Here is a 21,961-nt window from a genome sequence, read left to right as displayed (position 1 = left end):
CGCATGAAGACCCGCTCGCAGAAGCTCAAGCGCCTGGTCGCCGTCCAACGCCATCTGGAGCAGATGGCGGAGGCGGATTTCGTCGAGATGGTGCGGCAGCGCGAGGTCCTGGCTGAGACGATCGATGTCGTCGTCGATGCCATGGGCTCGGCTCATCCGATGCACCGCATGTTCTCCGGCCACTATTCCTCGCAGATCGGACGGCTTGTGCAGAAGGACCAGATGCTGCACGGCATCCAGCAAACGCACGAGGCGCGCATGCTGAGAGAGCGCGCGAAAGCCGACCGGCTCGAGGAAAACATGAAGGAGGCCCGCCAGTCCGAGGACCGCGAAGAGGCCGACAATTCCATCTACGACCTGATCGATCAACACGTTACGGGCAACGCGCCAGCTTCCCGTAAGCTTGACGGGCGATAGTACGTCATTCCCGGTTTGCTCCGATGGCGGAGCGGATCCGGGCCGACCAATGCCCAGGCTCGATTTTGAGAGGATTCGTCATGGCCATCTCTCCGCCCAGCGATCTGGTGATGGATGTCGTGCGCGCCGCCGACCCCACCGAAGTGCAGGAAGCGCAGGCGCGGTTGAAGGCCAACCGTGCCGCGTTCAAGGCGACGAGTCTGGCGGAAAACGGCAACGGCTTTGCGGCTGCCGTCAACGTTCTCAATCTGTCGCCGGAAGGTTCGAGCGGGCTCGGCGACCTCAACAACCGCGTCGAACAGAAGAAGATTCCGGAGACCTATCGCAAGTTCGAGGCCATGGTGCTGCAGAACTTCGTGAAGTCGATGCTGCCGACCGAAAGCGAGAACGTTTTCGGCAAGGGCAATGCGGGTGATATCTGGAAGAGCATGATGGCCGAGCAGATCGGCGACGTGATCTCCAAGAGCGGTGGCATCGGCATTGCCGAACAGCTCGCGGGCGCCGAAGGCACCGATCGGGTTCAGGCATCGCTGGACGGTAACAGCCGAAACCTCGCCGCAAGCCTCGTGCAGGAATACGAGCGCAAGACGCTGACCGGCTTTACGACCGACAACGACAAGAACAAGCAAGCCTAGGGCGGGGTGGGGGAACTGCTTGCAGTTTTCCATCCGCATTTCGCTCTAATTCATAGGAATAGATCGCGCTTGAGAATCCGGTCGATCCGACCAGAAATCATCGTGATCCAATTGGGAGTTGATTCATGGAAGCCATGGCATCCAATGACGTCCGGATCCAGAACGTGCTCGGCCGCCTGGAAATGATCCTCGACAACGAGAACAGCCGGATCGGCATCGACCCGGAATTCGATATCAAGACATCGAACGCGCACAAGAGCCGTTGCCTCTACGAACTGACGATGCTGCATCGTGACATGCTGCCGGGCGAAAACTCTTCGGCTTTCTCCTCGCATGCTCTGCACCTGCGCGAAAAGCTGTCGGTCAATTCGCAGAAGGTCGAGGCCCATCTCGAAGCCGTTCGCGCCGTCGTCGATCTCCTGAAGACCGCCGCCCAGGATGCCGATGCGGACGGCATCTATTCCGAAGCGCAGTTCCGCTATAGCGATTTCTGATGCTGAAGCTCGTTTTCACCGGGGTCTGGGTCTGCGCGGTCACGCTCGGATCCGTCTACTTCTCGATGCAAAGCGCCTCCGCGCCCGCCGTCCCGGACGGCGAGGCTGCCCGGCGCGCATCGGAGCAATATGTTCCCGGTGAGATGATCACCATTCCGGTCATCCGGGATGGTTCCGTTCAGGGCTATTTCCTGACCAAGCTTTCCTTCTCCGCCACCAAGGAGGGGATCAACAATCTTCGCGCGCCGCTGCGCCAGATGGTTACCGATGAGCTCTACGATCTGCTCGTCGGTTCGAAATTCATCGACATCGCCGACACCGGTACGTTCGACCTGCCCACCTTCAAGACGACGGTAAAGGACGGCCTGAACAAGAAGCTCGGCGACGAGGTGATTACCGAGGTGCTCGTCGAGCAGCTCGAATATCTGACCAAGGAAGACGTCAAACGCGTCGCCAACAGCCAGAATGTGCCGCGGCAAAAGCCGGTCCCGATCACCGACAGGAACGGCAACGTCGCCGGCGACAAGTTGCCTGAAGGCGCCGTCAAGGCAAGCAGCGCGCACTGATGATTGTTGGAAGGGACGCCCGGGTGGGTTTCCGCTCGGCCGCTTGCCCTCGACGAGGCGGTATCCGTCAGTTCTTTTCCGGGGTGCGGTACTGCTCGTTGATGAGGCCGAGTTCCGCCATCAGCCGGCCGATCGCCACATAGAAGTGGTATAGTCCGGCCGCTGCCAGCCCGCTCTTGTTCCACAGTTCCAGCCCGCGCGGCACCGATGCGCCAAGCAGCGCCAGCGATTTGCCGAAGGTCCTGAGCCGGCCTTTGAAGCTCGGGTCACGCCGATGTTCGAGCATCGTCGAGATCGCGCCGTTCCTGAGGCTGCGCGCCCTGATCCAGGATGCGCTGGTGCGGCGGGCGGGCACGGTCTCGGCAACCCAGGCGTCGGTTGCCCAGGCGAAGGAAAACCCTTTCGCCTTGCAGCGGCTGTAGAAATCCGCATCGCCACCGCCGATGAAGTTGAAGGCGGGATCCAGGAAGGGTTGCGGCATCGCGTCCAGCACTCCACGCGTAACGAGCACGTTGCCGGAGGAATAAAGGATGGGCACCGGCCCGGTCGCGTCATAGTGGGGCGTGAAGACCGGATGGCGTTTCCACTTCTGCCCGCCATCGCCTTCGAAAACCGGAAGCTGCGGGCCGCCGACCATATCGGCACCGGTCGTTTCCTGTGCCGCGATGAGGCAATCGAGCCATTCGGGCGCCGCCACTTCGTCGTCGTCGATAATCGCGATCGCCTTGAGGTTCGGGTAGGTTTGGAGCGCCGTCGCCCAGCCGGCATTGTAGGCGTGGCAGTTTCCGCGCTGATGCGCGACGATCACGACAGAATCCGACGGATGTCCCAGGAAGAAGTCTTTGGCCGCCGCAGCCCCGGCCAGCCCTTCGGCATCGTTTTCGACGACGACCGTGGCGTAGGAGATGTCAGGCCTTTGGGAAACAATGGTTTTCAGCGTCTTAACGACATGGTCCGGCCGACGGAACGTCGGCAGCACGACGACGAGTTCGATGTCGCCGGCGTCTTCCAGCTCTGTCCGGAAGTAGACGGAAATGTCCTGGCCGGTCGTCGTCATGGCGAAACCTGTAAAAGCAAAATTGTGTCGCAATACAGCAAATCTTCCTAAACAGATGCTGAACCCTGGCGGCATATTTTGAAAGGGGTCTTTAAGCGCTCCTTCACCCCATGCTGCTAATGAAGGCCGCAGTTCCATTCATGACGCGTGGCAAAATGCATCTGGTCCTGGTCTCTTCGCTCGTTCCCGTCGCCCATCCGGCGTCCGGTTTCGACATTGCCAACCGGGCTGTGCTCGACGGTCTGCGCGCGCTCGGTCACCGCGTCAGCGTCATTGGTTTTCTCCAGCCGGGACGCGTGCCCGCGCCCGATTGCGATATGCATCTTCTCGGCGAGCTGGAAGTCACCAATGCCAAGGTTGGAACGTGGCAGAAGTTGAGCTGGCTCGCGACGGCCTTTCTCAACCGCACGACCGTCTCATCCGGCAAGATGCTGGTGGTGTCGTCGAGCCGGATTCAGTCGATCCTCGAGAGCCTCGCTCCGTTCGACGGTCTCGTGCTCAACTCGGTGCAACTGCCGGCCGCTTTCCAGCAGGTTTTCCGCCCCCATCCGTCGATCTATGTCGCGCACAATGTCGAGGCGGATTCTGCCTTTGAGAATGCCGAGCGGGCCAAGGGTACGGTCGAACGCTTTCTTTTCCGGCGCGAGGCGCAGTATCTCGAACGCTACGAGCAGCAACTGGCGCAGAATGCGGTGGCCGTCTGGACGTTTGCGGAGGCCGATCGCTTCGGCTTCGGCCGCGCCGTGAGCGACCGGGCCTTCGTGCTGCCGCTGGTTACCGGTTGGGATGCGGCAGTAGTGCCGACAGAAGCAGCCGACCTCCAGCAGGACCTCGGCTTGATCGGGACCTGGAGCTGGCGGCCGAACCGATTGGGGCTCGACTGGTTTCTCGCCGAGGTCGTACCGCATCTGCCGCAGGATCTTTCGATCGCGATTGCCGGCCAGATGGACGGCATACCGGCGGTTTCCCATCCCGGTGTTCGCTTCGTCGGACGGGTTCCTGATGCACGCGCCTTCGTCACGGAAAGTGCGGTCATACCGCTCGTCAGCCGGGGCGGTACGGGCGTCCAGCTGAAGAGCATCGAGACCTTCGAGCTTGGCATGCCATCCGTGGCGACGCAGGCGTCGTTGCGCGGCATCGAGGCGCTTCCCGAGAATTGCGCGGCGGCCGAAGATCCGGCCGAGTTCGCGCGCCTGTTGGTCGACAAGGTCACCCGCGCGCGCGGCGGCGACCGCCAACGCCTTGACGGTTCGGTCTTCCATCGCGCCCAGAAGGCGAAGCTGATGCGGGTCATGCGCAATGTGCTGGCCGGCCTCGCTCCGAGTGCCTCGGCCGAGACACCCTCGGTTCTGCCCGAGCTGAAGGTCCATGACGGGGGGCGGTCGTGACCAAGACGACCGCCGGCGCGAACGCCGCCCTGTCCAGGCGCCTCATCCTGGGCATGCCGGTTGTCGATTTCGATTGGGGGAGCGCCTTTGCCTTTGCGGCCGACGCGCTGTCGCGCCCGGGCGGGCAAACAACGCTCGCCTTCCTCAACGCCAACAATGCCAACCTGATGATGCGCGACGGCGAGTACCGCGAGGTCCTCGGCCGCCAGGTCGTCTTTCCCGACGGTCACGGCGTCGATATCGCTTCCTATCTCTTTTACGGCAGCATGTTCCCGGCCAATCTCAACGGCACGGACTTCGTGCCGGCGCTGCTGACCTTCATCGACCGGCCGCTGCGCGTTGCGATGATCGGCGCCCGTGCGAAGGTGCTTGCGCGCGCGGCCGAGAATTTTCGCAGGCACGCGCCATGGCACGAGTTCCTCCCCGTTTCCGACGGGTTCTTCGATCGTGACCACTCCGAGCAAGTGCTTGCCGATGTCCGGGCGCTGAATGCTGATATCCTGCTGGTGGCGATGGGAAGCCCCGGTCAGGAGAAATGGGTCGATGCCCATGTGGGGCCGCAGGACGCCCGGCTGGTCATTACCGTCGGCGCGCTCTTCGATTTCGTCGCCGAGGCGTTTCCGCGGGCGCCGAAGTTCCTGCGCCGGATGCGGCTGGAATGGTTCTTTCGCCTGGCGGTCGAGCCGCGGCGCATGTGGCGTCGCTATGTCCTCGGAAACCCGCTTTTCCTGTTTTACGTCCTCTGGCACAAGCTGTCGGGGCGGGCGCGGGAAAACGTCGCCGACACCAGCCTTCGAACGGGAACATCGTGAACGGTCAGACCATGCGCACAGCCATTGTCACAGCGTCCTACGCCAATGACTTCGAGCGCTGCCGGCTGATGTGCGAAAGCATGGACCGCAAGCTTCAGGGCGATTGGAAGCACTATCTGCTGGTTGCCGATTTCGACGTTAAGCTCTTCCGGCAACTGGAGGGCTCCAGACGCCAGGTGATCAGCGAACGCGATCTCCTGCCCTGGTGGCTGCATCCCGTCACCGACCCGCTTTCGGGCGGCCGCCGAAAGCTGTGGCTCAGCCCGTTTGGCCTGCCGCTGCGTGGCTGGCATGCCCAACAGCTTCGCCGCCTGGTGCTCGCGCGCCACATCGACGAGGCGGCGATGTTTGCCGTCGATTCCGATGTCGTCTTCCTGCGCGCCTTCGATCCCGCCAGCCTCTGGCAGGGAGAGCGGTTGACGCTCTACCGCAAGGACGGGGCGATTAATGCGCAAATGCGCTCCAACCATCTCGAATGGCTCGCCCATTCCGACAGGCTTCTCGGGATCGGCCCCTACACGTTGCCGGCCAACGACTATATCAACACGCTGATCGCGTGGCGCACCGATACCAGCCGCAAGCTGCTCGAGCACATCGAGACGCTGCACGGTCGGAACTGGGTGAGGGCGATGACCCGCACCCGCGCCTTCTCCGAATGCACGATCTACGGGCGCTTCGTCGACGAGGTGCTGGGCGGGGAAGGTCATGTTCCCTCTGATGCCGCGCTCTGTCATGTGCTCTGGTTCGAAGACAGCTACCGGCAGGATCTTTCCGGTCTCAGGGCGTTCTTGAAGGACATGGCGCCGCATCAGGTCGGCATCGGCGTGCAGTCCTTCGTCGGCCACGATCTCGACGATATTCGCCGGGCGGTGTTCGAACTCGCGGCCTGAGGCATCTGTCTTGTTTCAGATGACCCGATCAGTCGGCTTTCTGAGCGCCGAATAGGTCAGTCCGAACGAGAGCGCGTAGAGGACCAGGAAGATCCCGTTGAGCGCCGGCGCCCAGGTCGCGACGTCGGCCGTCGTCTGCAGCAACAGAACCAGCAGCCCCACCTTGACAACGCCGGCAATCAACAGGTTCAGCATGCGCCGCACAGTGCGGCCGGTCGCGTAGAGCAGTTCGGAGTGGTACTCGATCAGGTTGCGGAACGAGGGGACGAGCACGATCATCGCGACAATCGGCGCGGCTGCCGACACGTTGCGCCCGAGGCCATCGGGGAAGACCCACAGATAGAATGCCATGGCCGCGATGGCGGCAAAGGACGCAAGCGCCACCAGGAGTTCGATCGAGAGCCGGACACGCCAGCGGGCAATCGCCTCGGGCGTTCGCATTATGCGCTGGACGAGCAAGGTGTTGAACGACCGCACCGGTAGCGCCGTCAGGTCCGCCAGCCGCATCAGGATGGCATAGAGGCCGGACACCGCCGGCCCGCCAATGGCGAGTACCGCAATCTTGTCGAACTCCGATTGGATGTAGAAGAGCACCTCGGCGCCGGCGACCGACACCGAATCCGCCCAGCGCCGGAAGTAAAGCCGTGGCTGCCAGCGCAGCCGGACACGCGGGTAGAACCAGAGAAGGGCCACCAGAAGGCCGAGCGCATTTGCAAGCAGATAGAGGTAGGACCAGGCTTCGAGCGTTTTCCAGGGGAGCAACGCAAGGAGCACGGCAGCGGCGGTGCGGATCGCCGTTCCGATCACCACGAGAAGGGCGCCGCGCCCGAAGCGACCCAGACCGTTCAGCACGATGACGGCGGTCTCCAGCCCGCGCCAGCAGAGGATCTCGGCCAGCATGAAGGCAGCAAAAGTGCCGGCCGCCATGTCGCGGGAAAAGAGGGCGAGGAAGGTGATCGCGCAGATGATTGCGATCAACGGCAGCGACAGCACGGCGCCGACCAGAAAGCCGGCGCTATAGGTGCCGACAAGCAGCGGCTTTACCGTCGCGACCCGATAGAGCGGCGACATGAAGCCGAAGGCAAGCACGCGCGATATCATGATGCCGGCGGCAGACGCGGTCGCGAACAACCCGAAGTCGGCGATGGCGAGCGTGTTGGCAACGGCGATGAAATAGACGAGCGACAGCACGAGCCGGCCCGCCGAACCTCCGGTCATCGAGAGGTAAGCGTGGATGAGCGCCCGGTGGCGGAGATAAAGCGCTTTGATGCGATGGGGCACGGCCGACATTTCCAGTAGCGCGTTCCCGCTCGATGCCGATGGAAACGCTCTATCTCCTTGATATCTCACAGTTCCAAGGGCAGGGCGCGCAAAGCGTTCGCCTGGAATTGCGCTCGTCTCTCCGTCATAGGCGGGAAAGCTTAATAAGGCGTGAGATCACGCCGTTCGCGCCGTCACTTCCCGCCGAAATTAACGATTTGTTTTCCATGTTTCCTTAGGTTGGCTTCACTATTCGGAATTCGCCGTTTCGGCAGCCGCGGGATCAGTCATGTTCAACATCGACGACGAGAAACGCCCGGTTCCGCGTGCATCGTTGCTCGATTTTGCAGCAGAGGACGCGCGCGATCCCGCGCGTGCGCGAGACAGGCGCACCGCCGACCCGCAGGGTGCAGGCTCGTCCTTGCTCGGTCGTCTGTCCGGTTCCGGTGGATCAGCCAATCAATCAGCGGCCCGGCGCGAAAACCGTTCGAAAGGTCAGCCCCCGCGCGGCGAAACGGTGCGGCCGATAGCCAAGGCACCCGCCGCCCGTAACCAACCCGGCCTCGGCGGCATGCGTGGCAAGTTTGCGCGCTGGCTTGCCGATAGTCCTGCCGATAGTCCGCCTGAGGGGGCTGCGCCGGGAGTGACAGCCGACGGGCGAGCCGCAGGTGACCGCCCGCTCGTGGATATCAAGACCGTGGTGCGCGCGGTCTGGCAGCTCCGCAAGATCATTCTCGCGACCACGGCGCTCGGCGCCGTCGGTGGCGTCCTGCTGGCGTTGTCGACGCCCAGCGTCTTCGTTTCCGAAAGCAAGCTCTACGTCGATCCGCGCGAAGTGCGGCTGACGGATTCCGACCTGTCGAAACAATCGCTCGCAACCGAAGGCATTCTCGCCATTGTCGACAGCCAGCTCGAAGTGTTGCGCTCGCGTACGGTTATGGAAAAGGTCGCGGCCAGTCTCGATCTGGAAAAGGACCCGGAATTCGTCGGCAAGGGAGCCGGTGGCGACGCGTCCGCGCGCGTCCTGAAGACCTTGGGCGAGGCAATTCAGGTCTGGCGCGATCCGAAAACCTTCATCGTCACCATTGAGGCGAAGACCAGGGATCCCGAGAAGTCGGCACTGATTGCCAACCGATTGGTGGACACGTTCCTCGGCGAGGAGACCGCCGCGCAATCCGGCTTCTTCCAGAAGACGACGGTTGCGCTCGACGCGCGTATCAAGGAACTGAAGGCTGAACTGGACGCGGCCGAAAAGGCCGTCGAGGATTACAAGGCGAGCAACGACATTGTCGGCGCCGGCGGCGAATTGATCGCCGACAAGCAGCTCCTCAGCCTCAGTGATCAGGTCGCTGCGGCCCGCAATCGCATCGCCGAGGCGAAAGCCAAGGCCGAGGCGTCCGGCAAGGTGCAGCTCACCGATGTTCTGACGGGCGCCTATCCCGAGGAAATCAGTTCGCTGGCGCTCTCCGAACTGCGCAAGCAATACGCGGCGACCAGGGCGCAACTGAGCGCCCTTGATGCGAGCCTCGGGCCCCGCCATCCCCAACGCATCGCCGTTCAGCAGGCACTCGAGTCGTCGCGCTCGGAGATCGCCAACGAGTTGCGCCGCATCGCGGCTGCGGCGGGGACCGAGCTTGACCGCGCCCAGCGAACGGAACAGGACCTCGTGCAGCAGCTTGCCGTCCAGAAGGCGCGCCAGATCGATTCCTCCGCCCAATTCGTCGAGTTGCGCGAGCTGCAGCGAAAAGCGGCGGCGACCCGCGAGATCTACGAATCCTTCCTGAAGCGCGCCGGCGAGACGCGCGAAGAGGAAAAGCTGACCGCGAAGAACATCCGGGTGATCTCCAAGGCCGAGCCGGCGCTGCAGGCAAAAGGGCCCTCCCGCAAGATCATCGTGATCGCCGCCACCATGGCGGGTTTCTTTGCCGGCCTCGGCCTCGGCGTGCTGCTCGGCATCTATCGCAGCTTGAACGGATTGTTTCCCGCAACCCGGAAGGCCGAGGACGATGAGGCGCCCGAGCCGCCGGAACCCGATGGCGGCCCCGAGCCCACACGGCGTCAGCAGCCGCAGCCTGATCCGGCTTCGGCCAAGCTCGAGCTGCCGCCGCAGTTCAGTCCGGCTGCGCACCATGCACAATCGCTAAACGCTGCCTATGCCGTTGCTCGCAGGAGCGCAACGGCGGGTCCGGTCACGGCTCAGCCTGTGCCGCAGACCGTAGACGAGGATGACGCCGACATCGCCAAGGTCCAGGAAGGCCTTCGCGCGCTGAGGTCTCGCGTCGAGCACTATTCCCGCCAGAAGCTCGCGCGCCGTTGATACGACGGGCGGAGAGGCACGCTTCATTCGCGAACGTCTTGTGAGGCTGAGACCTCACGGCTTTCGGCGAAACCTCGTGCACCTCTCAGTCTTGAGAGGAAATATCATCGGGGCACTCGAAACGGCAGCCAACCTCGTTGTCGCCTCTTGCATTTATGCGTTTGGGACAGCATAGGGCGCGTTGAGGCCATCGCCTTCTCTGAGGCGAACTAGAGTATGCCGCGTGAACAGGAAGCCAGGAGGAACATGCCGTGACGACTGTGATTGATGGCAAGAAGGTCGCCGCTTCGGTGATCGAAAGCGTGAAGGCCGCGACCCGTGCGCTCGAAACGGATGCGGGTGTTCGCGCAGGTCTCGCCGTCGTGATCGTCGGCGACGATCCGGCAAGCCACGCTTATGTTTCTTCCAAGAGCAAGATGGCCAAGGAGTGCGGTTTCCTGTCGGTCCAGCACACCTTGGCCGAGGCAACGACCCAGGAAGAGCTCGCTGCACTCGTGGCTAAGCTCAACGCCGATCCCTCTATCCACGGCATCCTCGTGCAGCTTCCGCTGCCGAAACATCTGAATTCCGAGCCGATCATCCAGTCGATCTTGCCCGAAAAAGACGTCGACGGCCTGCACGTCGTCAATGCCGGCAAGCTTGCGACCGGCGATCTCGAAGGCGGTCTCGTCTCCTGCACGCCGGCCGGCGCCATGGTCTTCGTGCGCCAGACCCATGGCGACGATCTCTCCGGTCTGAACGCTGTCGTCATCGGCCGCTCAAACCTGTTCGGCAAGCCGATGTCAGCGCTGCTACTTGCCGCCAACGCGACGGTGACGACCGCCCATTCGCGCACCAAGGATCTTGCCGCCGTCTGCCGCAACGCCGATATCCTCGTTGCCGCCGTCGGACGCCCCGAAATGGTGAAGGCCGACTGGGTGAAGCCGGGCGCGACGGTCATCGACGTCGGTATCAACCGCGTACCAGCGCCGGAGAAGGGTGAGGGCAAGTCCAAACTCGTCGGCGACGTCGCCTTTGCGGGAGCCGCCGAGGTTGCAGGCGTGATCACGCCGGTGCCGGGTGGCGTCGGACCGATGACCATCGCCATGCTGATGGCCAACACCGTGATTGCCGCCTATCGCAAGGCCGGCCGCAAGCCGCCGCGCTTCTGATCCTGGCTCATATGGGATGATGAGACGCGTCGCGATTGCGGCGCGTTTTCATTTTTGCGGGGCAGGTCCGGTCGAGGCGCGCACGATGAGTTCGGCGCGCCAGAGTTCCTGCTCCGGATAGTCGCCGCGCTTCAGGATGCCGCCGATCAGCCGTGTGGCGATACGCGCCCCGGCGGCCCGCAGCGACGAGCGTGTCGTTGTCAGCGGGATGCTGAAATTTTCGGGCTTCAGCATCGGCAAGACGTCGTCATGGGCGATCAGCGAAATGTCTTCGCCGATTTTCAAGCCCGCCTGGTTGATCGCCCTGACAGCGCCAAGCGCCAGCACCGTACTTGAACAGAGCACCGCCGTCGGCGGCTGCGCGTGCTGCAGGAAGGGCTGCATGCTGCGGTAGCCGTGCTCGTCGGTCATCAGCGAATGCTGGACAAGCGCCTCGTCGAGCGAAAGGCCGTGTTCGGCGAGCGCCCGCAGCATGCCTTTTTTCCGGCGAATGGAAAAAGCCAGATATTCCGGCCCGTTGATCAGCGCAATCCGCTGGTGTCCGAGCTGTATAAGCAGCCGTGTCGCGTCGTAGAAGGCACTCGTATTGTCGATGTCGAGGAACGGATAGTCGCGGCTTTCGCCAATCGACCGGCCGTGCACGACGAAGGGGATCGAGAGCGATTTCAACATGGCGATGCGCGGGTCGTTGGCGCGCATATAGGCGAGGAAAAGCGCATCGACATTGCCGCTGGCCGCCAGGCGCCGGAAGGTCACCTCCTCGTCCTCCGGCGCGCTCGGATTGAGCACGAAGTGGAAGTCGTGCTTGACCGCCTCTTCCGCCAGCCCTGCCAGAAACTCGCCGAAATGCACGTCGGAATCGATGCCGGGCGCGATCGGCATGACCATGCCGATCGAATAGGCCTTGCCGGTGGCCAATCGCTGCGCGGCGCGGTTCGGCCTGTAGCCGGTCTCACGCACGGCCTGCAGCACGCGCTGACGGGTTTCGGCGTTGACTTCCGGATAGCCGTTCAGCGCCCGGCTGACCGTCGTCTGTGACAGGCCGAGCAGCTCCGCCAATTGCTTGAGATTGACCGCCATGGTCGGGATTCCTCTCAAAGCGCTTTGGATACCCATATGATTTTTGGTGTTTGGCCCCAGCGCCCTCCGGTTTGTGTAGCATCCGTTTTTCGAGCAACAAAGCGGAATTCAACTATTGCGCGGTGCAAAACGTTACCGCAGGGCACAAATACGTCGCATGGAGAACAGCGATGGGAAAGCTCTTGACTCCGCGCGTGTCGCAATGGTTTGTTAGCGAACTCAAAGCGCTTTGAATTTTTCGCGCATTGTCGTCTGCCCGGCGGGATCCGGGTTCATCTTTGGGAGGAGAAGAACGTGAAGAGATCATTGCTGTTGGGCGTGGCCGCCTTTGCCCTGATTGCAGGTGCAGCCGGCGCCGCCGACCTCAAGTTCAAGCCGGGCGAAGATACGAAGTTCAACTGGGCGAGCTTCGAGGAGTTCAAGAAGGGCCACGACCTCAAGGGCCAGACGCTGACGATCTTCGGCCCCTGGCGCGGCGAAGACGAGGCGCTGTTCAAGAGCGTCTATGCCTACTTCACCGAAGCGACGGGCGCCGAGATCAAGTACTCTTCGTCTGAAAACTACGAGCAGCAGATCGTCATCGACACCCAGGCCGGCAGCCCCTCCGAAATCTCGATCCTCCCGCAGCCGGGTCTGATCGCCGATCTCGCCTCCAAGGGCTACCTGACGCCGCTCGGCGACGAAACCCAGAAGTGGCTGCTCGACAACTATGCCGCCGGTCAGTCCTGGGTCGATCTGTCGACCTACAAGGGCAAGGACGGCAATGCTGCGCTCTTTGCGTTCCCCTACAAGATCGACGTGAAGTCGCTCGTCTGGTACTCGCCGGAGAACTTCGAGGACGCCGGCTACGAAGTGCCGAAGACCATGGAAGAGCTGAAGGCGCTGACAGAGAAGATCGCCGCCGATGGCGGCAAGCCCTGGTGCATCGGCCTTGGCTCCGGTGGTGCCACCGGCTGGCCGGCCACCGACTGGGTGGAAGACATGATGCTGCGTACGCAGCCAGCCGACGTCTACGACAAGTGGGTGAAGAACGAGATCCCGTTCACCGATCCGGCCGTTGTCGGTGCGATCGACGAGTTCGGTTGGTTCGCCAAGAACGACAAGTTCGTCGATGGCGGTGCAGCAGCGGTTGCCTCGACCGACTTCCGCGACAGCCCGAAGGGCCTCTTTGCCTCGCCGCCGAAGTGCTACCTGCACCACCAGGCGTCGTTCATCCCGTCCTTCTTCCCCGAGGGCACGAAGATCGGCGAGGACGCCGACTTCTTCTACATGCCGCCTTACGAGAGCAAGAAGGAGCTCGGCAATCCGGTGCTTGGCGCCGGCACGCTGGCGATGATCACCAAGGACACGCCGGCTGCACGCGCCTTCATCGAGTTCCTGAAGACCCCGATCGCCCATGAAGTCTGGATGGCGCAGACGAGCTTCCTGACGCCCTACAAGAGCGTCAATGTCGACACCTACGGCAACCCGCCGCTGAAGAAGCAGGGCGAGATTCTTCTGAACGCCACCACCTTCCGCTTCGACGGTTCGGACCTGATGCCTGGCAAGATTGGCGCCGGTGCGTTCTGGACCGGCATGGTCGATTTCGTCGGCGGCAAGTCGTCGGCCGACGTCGCCGACGGCGTGCAGAAGGCCTGGGACGCCATCAAGTAACAACAGATGACGGGCGGCAGCAATGCCGCCCGTTGCCGACCCGGGTTCGCTGCCAGGGCGGGACGAGGAAAAGCGTTGCGGTCTCCGTGCGTTTCCGCCCCCAACCCTTGAGAGGCCGCGCGCCCCAATGAGAACGGCGACAATCGCCAGCCCTGCACGGGGACGTGCACCCAAGGGGAGGGACATGTCATGTTTTATCAGCTAGCCGCTGCTGCGGGGTTCATGCTGGCCGGGGTGCTCGGCTGCGCTGCCTATTTCTGGGGAACCAGCCTTGTTCTCGACCTGATCTTCCCGTCCAAGGGAAAATCAGGTGTGGTCGCCTCGCGAAACCTGCGCATCACCAATGCCATCCGCCCGTGGCTGTTCCTCGCACCCGCGCTCTTTGCTCTGGCGACCTACCTCATCTACCCGGTGATCATGTCGCTCTGGTACAGTTTCCACGACCGCGCGGGTCAGAATTTCGTCGGCGTCAGCAACTATGCCTGGATGGTCAACGACGGCGAATTCCGCCAGTCGATTTACAACAACTTCCTCTGGCTGCTCGTCGTCCCGGCGCTCTCGACCTTCTTCGGTCTCGTCATCGCGGCGCTCACCGACCGCATCTGGTGGGGCAATATCGCCAAGACCCTGATCTTCATGCCGATGGCGATCTCGTTTGTCGGCGCCGCGGTCATCTGGAAGTTCATCTACGATTTTCGCCCGGAAGGGGCAGAGCAGATCGGCCTTCTGAATGCCATCGTCGTTGCCTTCGGCGCCGCCCCGCAGGCCTGGATCACGCTGCCCTTCTGGAACAACTTCTTCCTGATGGCGATCCTCGTCTGGATCCAGACCGGCTTTGCCATGGTCATCCTGTCGGCGGCCCTTCGTGGCATCCCGGAGGAGACGATCGAGGCTGCCGTCATCGACGGCGCCAATGGCTGGCAGATCTTCTTCAAGATCATGGTGCCGCAGATCTGGGGCACGATCGCCGTCGTCTGGACGACCATCACCATCCTGGTGCTGAAGGTCTTCGATATCGTGCTCGCGATGACCAATGGCCAGTGGCAGAGCCAGGTGCTCGCCAACCTCATGTTCGACTGGATGTTCCGCGGTGGCGGCGACTTCGGCCGAGGGGCTGCGATCGCCGTCGTCATCATGATCCTCGTCATTCCGATCATGGTCTGGAACATCCGCAATGCGGCCAAGGAAATGAAGGGGCACTGAGATGAATCCAGCGACACGCTCTCCCCTCATGTGGGTCGTCCACCTCTCGGTCTTTCTGATCGTCGCACTGTGGACGCTGCCGACCGCAGGCCTTCTGATCTCGTCGCTGCGCGACAAGGACCAGCTCGCCGTTTCCGGCTGGTGGACTTCCCTTTCGACTTCGTCGCAGAACACCGTCGTGAGAGCGCCCGGCCCCGAAAGCCAGGTGGAGCGCGACGGCAAGTTCGTGATCTCCGGCAATCTGCTCGAAGGTCAGCCGGGCCAGATCTCCGCCTTCGGCTTCAACAGCCGTGAGCCGACTGCGTTCAAGGCCGGCGAAACCGCCGAGCTCAACGAAGGCGAGAAACTGACCGTTCAGGCCGACGGCAACTTCGAGATCGTTTCCGACAAGAAGATGGAAGGATCGCGCGGCCAGCGCGTCTTCGTCACCGCATCATCGCCGCCGCGCTTTACCTTCGACAACTATGTCGAAGTCCTGAGCGCCGAAGGCATCGGCCGCTCCTTCATCAATTCGCTGACGGTCGCCGTGCCAGCGACCATCATCCCGATCATGATCGCCGCCTTCGCGGCCTATGCGCTTGCCTGGATGCCGTTTCCGGGCCGTGCGATCCTGATCGCCGTGGTCGTCGGCCTCCTCGTCGTGCCGCTGCAGATGTCGCTGATCCCGCTCTTGAAGCTCTATAACGGCGTCGGCGCCTTCTTTGGCGTGCCGGCCAAGACCTATGTCGGCATTTGGCTCGCCCATACCGGTTTCGGCCTGCCGCTGGCGATCTATCTGCTTCGCAACTACATGGCCGGCCTGCCGCGCGAAATCATGGAATCCGCCCGCGTCGATGGCGCCAGCGATTTCGATATCTTCGTCAAGATCATCCTGCCTCTGTCCTTCCCGGCGCTCGCTTCCTTCGCGATCTTCCAGTTCCTGTGGACCTGGAACGACCTGCTGGTCGCCATCGTGTTCCTGGGCGCGGGGCCCGACGAACTGGTCCTGACCGGCCGGCTCGTCAACTTGCTCGGTTCACGCGGCGGCAACTGGGAGATCCTGACGGCCTCCGCCTTCATTACCATCATCGTTCCGCTGATCGTCTTCTTCAGCCTGCAGCGCTATCTCGTGCGCGGCCTGCTGGCGGGCTCGGTCAAGGGCGGCTGACATCTGAGGACTTTCGACGACAATGAGCATGACCGAAATGAGCACTTCCACTTTGCAGGCCGATCGGGATTGGTGGCGCGGCGCGGTGATCTACCAGATCTATCCGCGCTCCTACCAAGACTCCAACGGCGACGGCATCGGTGACCTCAAGGGCATCGTTGCCCGCTTGCCGCATATCGCCGCCCTCGGGGCCGACGCAATCTGGATTTCGCCGTTCTTCACCTCGCCGATGAAGGACTTCGGTTATGATGTCTCCAACTATAGCGATGTCGACCCGATCTTCGGCAGCCTCGCCGATTTCGACGCGGTCATAGCCGAGGCGCACCGCCTCGGCATCCGGGTGATGATCGACCTCGTTCTCTCGCACACGTCGGACCAGCATCCCTGGTTCGTCGAAAGCCGGTCGAGCCGGACGAACGCGAAGGCTGATTGGTACGTCTGGGCTGATTCCAGGCCGGACGGCACCCCGCCCAACAACTGGCTGTCGATCTTCGGCGGCTCGGCCTGGGCGTGGGATCCGACGCGCCTGCAATATTACATGCACAACTTCCTGACCTCGCAGCCGGACCTCAACCTGCACAATCCGGAAGTGCAGGATGCACTGCTGGCCGTCGAGCGTTTCTGGCTGGAGCGCGGCGTCGACGGCTTCCGCCTCGACACCATCAACTTCTATTTCCACGACAAGCAGCTGCGCGACAATCCGGCGCTGGCGCCGGAGCGCCGTAACGCCCAGACCGCACCGGCGGTCAACCCCTACAACTATCAGGAACATCTCTACGACAAGAACCAGCCGGAGAACCTCGAGTTCCTGAAGCGCTTCCGCGCCGTTATGGACGAGTTCCCGGCGATCGCTGCGGTCGGCGAAGTCGGCGACAGCCAGCGCGGTCTGGAGATCGCCGGCGAATATACCTCCGGCGGCGACAAGATGCAGATGTGCTACGCCTTCGAATTCTTGGCGCCGGATCCGCTGACACCGGCGACGGTCGCCGAGGTTCTCCGAAACTTCCAGAAGGCGGCGCCAGAAGGTTGGGCCTGCTGGGCCTTCTCGAACCATGACGTCGTGCGCCATGTCAGCCGCTGGGGAGCGGGCGTTGCCGATCGCGACGCTCATGCGAAACTGCTTGCGAGCCTTCTGATGTCGCTGCGCGGCTCGGTCTGCATCTATCAGGGCGAGGAACTGGCGCTGTCGGAAGCCGAGCTTGCCTATGAAGACCTGAAGGATCCCTATGGCATCCAGTTCTGGCCGGATTTCAAGGGTCGCGACGGTTGCCGCACACCGATGGTCTGGGACGGTGCCACGGTCAATGGCGGCTTCGGCAGCGCAAAACCCTGGCTGCCGGTGCCGGCGGAACACCTCAAGCGCGCCGTGTCGGCGCAGCAGGGCGATCCGGCCTCGGTGCTCGAGCACTACCGTCGCTTCCTGCATTTCCGCAAGGCGTATCCGGCGTTTGCCAAGGGCGAGATCGAGTTCCTGAGCACGGACGGCTCGGTGCTTGCTTTCGTGCGCAGCCACGGCAACGAGAAGCTTTTCTGCCTGTTCAACATGAGCGGCGTGCCGGCTGCGGCCACGCTGCCGAACGAGCCGGTGGCTGCATTGGAAGGGCACGGCTTCGTGTCCGAGGTCAAGAACGGAACGGTGCATCTGCCGGCCTGGGGCGCCTACTTCGCGCGGCTGGTGTGAAGGCAGATGACAACAGAGATAGACGGGAAGAACCGAAGAGGAGGGTGCAATGACGGGTCTGCTGCTTAAAGATATCCGCAAGTCCTACGGCGCGGTCGATGTCATTCACGGCATCAATCTCGACATCAAGCAGGGCGAGTTCATCGTTTTCGTCGGCCCGTCCGGCTGTGGAAAGTCGACGCTTCTGCGCATGATCGCCGGTCTCGAGGAGATCACTGGCGGCGACATGTTCATCGACGGCGAGCGCGTCAACACCGTGCCCCCGTCGAAGCGCGGCATCGCCATGGTGTTCCAGTCCTACGCGCTCTATCCGCACATGACCGTCTACGACAACATGGCTTTCGGCATGCGGATCGCCAAGGAAAGCAAGGAAGAGATCGACCGTCGCGTGCGCAACGCCGCCGATATCCTGCAGCTGACCAAGTATCTCGACCGTCTGCCGAAGGCGCTCTCCGGCGGGCAGAGACAGCGCGTCGCCATCGGCCGCGCCATCTGCCGTGACCCCAAGGTCTTCCTGTTCGACGAGCCCCTCTCGAACCTCGACGCGGCCCTTCGTGTCGCCACCCGCATCGAGATCGCCAAGCTCAGCGAACAGATGGCGGGCACGACGATGATCTACGTCACCCACGACCAGGTGGAGGCAATGACGCTCGCCGACCGCATCGTCGTGCTGTCGCAGGGGCACATCGAGCAGGTAGGCCCGCCGCTCGAACTCTATGAGCGTCCGGCCAATCTGTTCGTCGCGCGCTTCATCGGCTCGCCGGCGATGAACATCATCCCTTCGACGATCACGGCGACCGGCGCGCAGACGACGGTGAAGCTGACCGGCGGCAAGAGCGTGACGCTCGATATCCCGACCGACTCCTCGCAGAACGGCAAGATTGCGAGTTTCGGCGTTCGCCCGGAAGACCTGCAGGTCTCGACAGGCGACGACTTCCTGTTCGAAGGCACGATCTCGATCGTCGAGGCGCTCGGCGAAGTGACCCTGCTCTATATCGAGGGTCTCGTCGACAAGGAGCCGATCATCGCCAAGATCCCCGGCATCCTGCCGGTTCACCGCGGCGACAAGGTGCGCTTCACGGCCGACAAGGCCAAGCTACACCTCTTCAACGACGAGGGCCGCAGCTACCGCGTCTGAAGCAATTGCAGGAAAAGTGCGAAGCGGTTTTCCGTCCGGAGTTGCGGCCTACTTCCAAGGAAACGTGCGAAGCGGCTTTGCGTTGAGGATTGCGTAACCAAGATTCCTGGTCACGAACTTGCTCCGCCCGGTTTTTGCCGGGCGGTTTTTCATCCGGTCGTCGGACCAACCGTCTGTTAAATCTCTGCCGCTAGTCTGTATCAAAAGGGGATATGGAAAGGCATTTCGATGAACGGCGCGGCACCTGTCTTGCAGCACTTCCTGAACAAGGAAGAGTCCTTCATGTACGATCGGGAGACCAGCTTCCCGATGGAGGACACGCGAAACGAGGCGCGCATCGAATACACTGAGAAGGGCATGACGCAACTGAGCTCTCGTCGCTGCGAAATCATCAAGCTTTCGAAAAGCGGCGCGCTGATCAGCATCCTCACGCAGTACCAGCTGCCACAGAATTTCTACCTGGATATCCCGAGCGCACGCATCCAGATGGTCGGCTGCCTGTTGACGCGGGTGCATGCCAACAACGTCATCGAGGCGCGCTTCCTGCGCATGCTGACGGACCGCGACCTCAATCGTATCTTCGTCTACAGCAGCCATCCGAACCACCGCAACCGGACGCTCGACATCTACCGCTGAGTGCCATGCTGGGCTTGACGGCTCCACCGCGCTCAATGGATGGTTGTGGTCTCAATCAACGGATTCGGACCTGAACCATGCAGCGACCCTATCGGCTTTCGTGCCATTGCGGCGATATCGCCGTCGAAGTCGACGAAGAGCTTGGTGGGCTCGTCGACTGCAACTGCTCCACCTGCCGGCGCTCCGGCTTCCTGCATTGGAAGGTGGATGCCGCAAAGGTAAAGCTCTTGACCGAAAAGCGCCGCCTGTCGAGCTACATCTGGCGCGGCCTCAACGAGGGGCACCATTTCTGCCCGACCTGTTCGACTCCGATCATGCGCAGCGGCTATCCGGATAACAAGATCTCGATCAATGCGCGCTGCATCGAGGGGGTCGATGTCTTCACGCTGGAAATCGAGCGCTATGACGGGCGCAACGACATGTTCCCCGGGCCACTGCCCTGAGCTTTTCACGATCGTTTGAAGACCAAGCGCCGCCCCAATGGGAGCGGCGCTTTTCTATCTCAGTGGAAGAGAACGCTGGCGCCCTGATCAGCCGCACCCGCGATCGCGCGGAAGGGCGCGAATAGCTCGCGGCCCATGCCGAAGTCGTTGTCCGAAAGATCCGCATGCGCGGGCACACGTGTCTTGAGTGCGATGTCCTCGACCAGCACCTCGATCGTTCCGGCAACAGCGTCGATGCGGACGATATCGCCTTCCTGGATGCGAGCGATCGGGCCGCCGTCCTTGGCCTCCGGCGTCACGTGGATTGCTGCCGGCACCTTGCCGGAGGCGCCGGACATGCGGCCGTCCGTCAGGATGGCGACGCGCTGGCCGCGGTCCTGCAGAATGCCGAGCACGGTCGTCAGCTTGTGCAGTTCCGGCATGCCGTTCGCCTTCGGACCCTGGAAGCGCACGACGGCGACGAAGTCGCCCTCGAGCTTGCCGGCCTTGAAGGCGGCATTGAGCTCGGCCTGGTCGTGGAAGATCTTGGCAGGCGCCTCGATGATGTGACGGTCCGGCTTGACGGCAGAGATCTTGATGACGGCCTTGCCGAGATTGCCGGTCAGCATTTTCAGGCCGCCCGAATGTTGGAACGGCTGATCGATGGTCGCAAGCACCTTCGGGTCAGCGCTTTCCTTCGGCGTCGGCACGCGTTCGACATTGCCGTCGGCGCCAAGCCGGACGTCGATCTTGTAGGCGTCGAGTCCCTGGCCGACGACGGTGCGCACGTCGTCGTGCAGCAGGCCGGCGCGAAGCAGCTGGCTGATCAGGAAGCCCATGCCGCCGGCGGCGTGGAAGTGGTTCACGTCGGCGAGCCCGTTCGGATAGACGCGGGCCAGCAGCGGAACGATGTCCGAGAGCTCTGAAATGTCCTGCCAGGTGAGCAAGATGCCGGCAGCCCGCGCCATGGCGACGAGGTGCATCGTGTGGTTGGTCGACCCGCCGGTCGCATGCAGGCCGACGACGCCGTTGACGATCGAGCGCTCGTCGATCATTTCGCCCGCCGGGGTGAACTCGTTGCCCATGGCGGTGATCGCCAGCGCCCGCTTGGCGGCTTCCTTGGTCAGCGCGTCGCGCAGCGGCGTGCCCGGATTGATGAAGGAGGCGCCGGGCAGGTGGAAGCCCATGATCTCCATCAGCATCTGGTTGGAGTTGGCGGTGCCGTAGAAGGTGCAGGTTCCCGGCCCGTGGTAGGACTTCGATTCCGCCTCGAGCAGTTCGTCGCGGCCGACCTTGCCTTCGGCGAACAACTGGCGGACCCGCGCCTTCTCGTCGTTCGGCAGGCCCGAGGTCATTGGTCCGGCGGGAACGAAGATCGCCGGCAGGTGGCCGAAGGTGAGCGCTGCGATCACGAGGCCCGGCACGATCTTGTCGCAGACGCCGAGATAGACGGTGGAATCGAACATGTTGTGCGACAGGCCGACGCCGGCGGCCATGGCGATCAGGTCGCGGGAAAACAGCGAGAGCTCCATGCCCGGCTGCCCCTGCGTGACGCCGTCGCACATGGCCGGCACGCCACCGGCGACCTGGGCGACGCCACCTGCCTCGCTTGCCGCCTGGCGGATCAGCGCCGGATAGGTCTCGAACGGCTGATGCGCCGAAAGCATGTCATTGTAGGAGGTGATGATGCCGAGATTGGCCACGCGGTCGCCCGCAAGCGCCACCTTCTCGGCGGGGGAACAGACCGCAAATCCATGCGCGAGGTTGCCGCAGCCGAGCACGCTGCGATGCGGACCGCTCGATGCCGCCCGGCGGACGCGATCGAGATAGGGCTCGCGGTGGGGTTTCGAGCGCTCGACGATGCGAGCCGTGATCGAGGCAATGCGGGAATCGGCGGACATGACAAATCCTGTTCCGGAGTCTTCAGACTCCTCATCTTCATCCAGTCATCGTCCGGAGCGCGGCGAGCTTGGGAGAGTGCAAGCCGCGTCCCGGCGTTTCTCAGAAACACCTA

At 62.8% G+C, this 21,961-nt stretch carries 20 protein-coding genes; 16 read left to right on the top strand and 4 right to left on the bottom strand.

All coding sequences use genetic code 11. From position 1 onward, the window contains the following. Positions 1-3 precede the first annotated feature (3 nt). From OVA00_RS16000 to OVA00_RS15985, 4 genes are all read left to right on the top strand, one after another. On the top strand, positions 4-417 hold the full coding sequence (locus OVA00_RS16000) for a hypothetical protein (RefSeq protein WP_060516519.1): 414 nt from the start codon (positions 4-6) through the stop codon (positions 415-417). A gap of 80 nt (positions 418-497) precedes the next feature. After that, positions 498-1,052: a rod-binding protein gene (locus OVA00_RS15995; protein ID WP_034800760.1), complete on the top strand. Its 555-nt coding sequence runs from the start codon at positions 498-500 to the stop codon at positions 1,050-1,052. A gap of 125 nt (positions 1,053-1,177) precedes the next feature. Continuing rightward, positions 1,178-1,546 carry a hypothetical protein gene (locus OVA00_RS15990; RefSeq protein ID WP_034800762.1) on the top strand — a complete coding sequence of 123 codons (369 nt, stop codon included), beginning with the start codon at positions 1,178-1,180 and terminating at the stop codon, positions 1,544-1,546. Beyond that, entirely contained in the window at positions 1,546-2,112 is a 567-nt protein-coding gene (locus OVA00_RS15985) for a hypothetical protein (protein WP_060601879.1), read from the top strand. Before OVA00_RS15990 ends, OVA00_RS15985 begins: the two co-directional genes overlap by 1 nt. A 67-nt stretch (positions 2,113-2,179) precedes the next feature. On the opposite strand, the gene OVA00_RS15980 is transcribed toward OVA00_RS15985, so the two are convergent. Further along, entirely contained in the window at positions 2,180-3,169 is a 990-nt protein-coding gene (locus OVA00_RS15980) for a glycosyltransferase family 2 protein (RefSeq protein ID WP_268089313.1), read from the bottom strand. A gap of 140 nt (positions 3,170-3,309) precedes the next feature. Here OVA00_RS15980 and OVA00_RS15975 point away from each other — a divergent pair, with 140 nt between their 5' ends. Genes OVA00_RS15975 through OVA00_RS15965 form a run of 3 tightly spaced genes read left to right on the top strand, consistent with a single transcriptional unit; the run spans position 3,310 to position 6,259 of the window. Then, positions 3,310-4,557 carry a glycosyltransferase family 4 protein gene (locus OVA00_RS15975; RefSeq protein WP_268089312.1) on the top strand — a complete coding sequence of 416 codons (1,248 nt, stop codon included), beginning with the start codon at positions 3,310-3,312 and terminating at the stop codon, positions 4,555-4,557. Further along, positions 4,554-5,369, top strand: a complete 816-nt coding sequence (locus OVA00_RS15970) for a WecB/TagA/CpsF family glycosyltransferase (RefSeq protein WP_268089311.1) — start codon at positions 4,554-4,556, stop codon at positions 5,367-5,369. The genes OVA00_RS15975 and OVA00_RS15970 overlap by 4 nt, the downstream gene beginning before the upstream one ends. 11 nt (positions 5,370-5,380) lie before the next feature. Further along, on the top strand, positions 5,381-6,259 hold the full coding sequence (locus OVA00_RS15965) for a DUF6492 family protein (protein ID WP_060584341.1): 879 nt from the start codon (positions 5,381-5,383) through the stop codon (positions 6,257-6,259). A gap of 15 nt (positions 6,260-6,274) precedes the next feature. Here OVA00_RS15965 and OVA00_RS15960 read toward each other — a convergent pair whose 3' ends face one another. Further along, positions 6,275-7,549, bottom strand: a complete 1,275-nt coding sequence (locus OVA00_RS15960) for a lipopolysaccharide biosynthesis protein (RefSeq protein ID WP_442780514.1) — start codon at positions 7,547-7,549, stop codon at positions 6,275-6,277. A 259-nt stretch (positions 7,550-7,808) separates the two neighbouring features. On the opposite strand from OVA00_RS15960, the gene OVA00_RS15955 reads away from it, so the two are divergent. Together OVA00_RS15955 and folD are read left to right on the top strand one after the other, a co-directional pair. Further along, on the top strand, positions 7,809-9,836 hold the full coding sequence (locus tag OVA00_RS15955) for a GumC family protein (protein ID WP_268089309.1): 2,028 nt from the start codon (positions 7,809-7,811) through the stop codon (positions 9,834-9,836). Between the two features lie 251 nt (positions 9,837-10,087). Then, positions 10,088-10,987, top strand: a complete 900-nt coding sequence (gene folD / locus OVA00_RS15950; protein WP_268089308.1) for a bifunctional methylenetetrahydrofolate dehydrogenase/methenyltetrahydrofolate cyclohydrolase FolD — start codon at positions 10,088-10,090, stop codon at positions 10,985-10,987. A gap of 48 nt (positions 10,988-11,035) precedes the next feature. Here the strand turns inward: folD and OVA00_RS15945 are convergent, their stop codons facing one another. Further along, positions 11,036-12,067 carry a substrate-binding domain-containing protein gene (locus OVA00_RS15945; RefSeq protein WP_034800775.1) on the bottom strand — a complete coding sequence of 344 codons (1,032 nt, stop codon included), beginning with the start codon at positions 12,065-12,067 and terminating at the stop codon, positions 11,036-11,038. A gap of 294 nt (positions 12,068-12,361) precedes the next feature. On the opposite strand from OVA00_RS15945, the gene OVA00_RS15940 reads away from it, so the two are divergent. The 7 genes from OVA00_RS15940 to OVA00_RS15910 all read left to right on the top strand — a co-directional run bounded on the left by OVA00_RS15940 (position 12,362) and on the right by OVA00_RS15910 (position 19,968). Beyond that, the gene (locus tag OVA00_RS15940) at positions 12,362-13,720 is read left to right on the top strand and encodes an ABC transporter substrate-binding protein (protein WP_034800777.1); all 1,359 of its coding nucleotides are present in this window, start codon (positions 12,362-12,364) and stop codon (positions 13,718-13,720) included. A 189-nt stretch (positions 13,721-13,909) separates the two neighbouring features. Further along, complete coding sequence (locus OVA00_RS15935) at positions 13,910-14,923, top strand: carbohydrate ABC transporter permease (protein WP_268089307.1); 1,014 nt, start codon at positions 13,910-13,912, stop codon at positions 14,921-14,923. A gap of 1 nt (position 14,924) precedes the next feature. Then, positions 14,925-16,070: a carbohydrate ABC transporter permease gene (locus OVA00_RS15930; protein ID WP_134885773.1), complete on the top strand. Its 1,146-nt coding sequence runs from the start codon at positions 14,925-14,927 to the stop codon at positions 16,068-16,070. 28 nt (positions 16,071-16,098) lie between these two features. After that, entirely contained in the window at positions 16,099-17,751 is a 1,653-nt protein-coding gene (bglA, locus tag OVA00_RS15925) for a beta-galactosidase BglA (protein ID WP_404523708.1), read from the top strand. A gap of 49 nt (positions 17,752-17,800) precedes the next feature. Then, positions 17,801-18,889, top strand: a complete 1,089-nt coding sequence (locus OVA00_RS15920) for an ABC transporter ATP-binding protein (RefSeq protein ID WP_060516511.1) — start codon at positions 17,801-17,803, stop codon at positions 18,887-18,889. A gap of 228 nt (positions 18,890-19,117) precedes the next feature. Beyond that, positions 19,118-19,525, top strand: a complete 408-nt coding sequence (locus OVA00_RS15915; protein ID WP_268089306.1) for a hypothetical protein — start codon at positions 19,118-19,120, stop codon at positions 19,523-19,525. Positions 19,526-19,602: 77 nt separating this feature from the next. Beyond that, positions 19,603-19,968, top strand: a complete 366-nt coding sequence (locus OVA00_RS15910) for a GFA family protein (RefSeq protein WP_090294950.1) — start codon at positions 19,603-19,605, stop codon at positions 19,966-19,968. A 59-nt stretch (positions 19,969-20,027) separates the two neighbouring features. On the opposite strand, the gene edd is transcribed toward OVA00_RS15910, so the two are convergent. Next, positions 20,028-21,848, bottom strand: a complete 1,821-nt coding sequence (edd, locus tag OVA00_RS15905) for a phosphogluconate dehydratase (protein ID WP_060601911.1) — start codon at positions 21,846-21,848, stop codon at positions 20,028-20,030. Between the last annotated feature and the right edge of the window lie 113 nt (positions 21,849-21,961).

The sequence above is a fragment of the Ensifer sp. SL37 genome (assembly GCF_026672675.1).
GTDB classification, from domain to species: Bacteria; Pseudomonadota; Alphaproteobacteria; order Rhizobiales; family Rhizobiaceae; genus Ensifer; species Ensifer adhaerens.
This window is presented reverse-complemented; position numbering and strand designations above follow the sequence as displayed.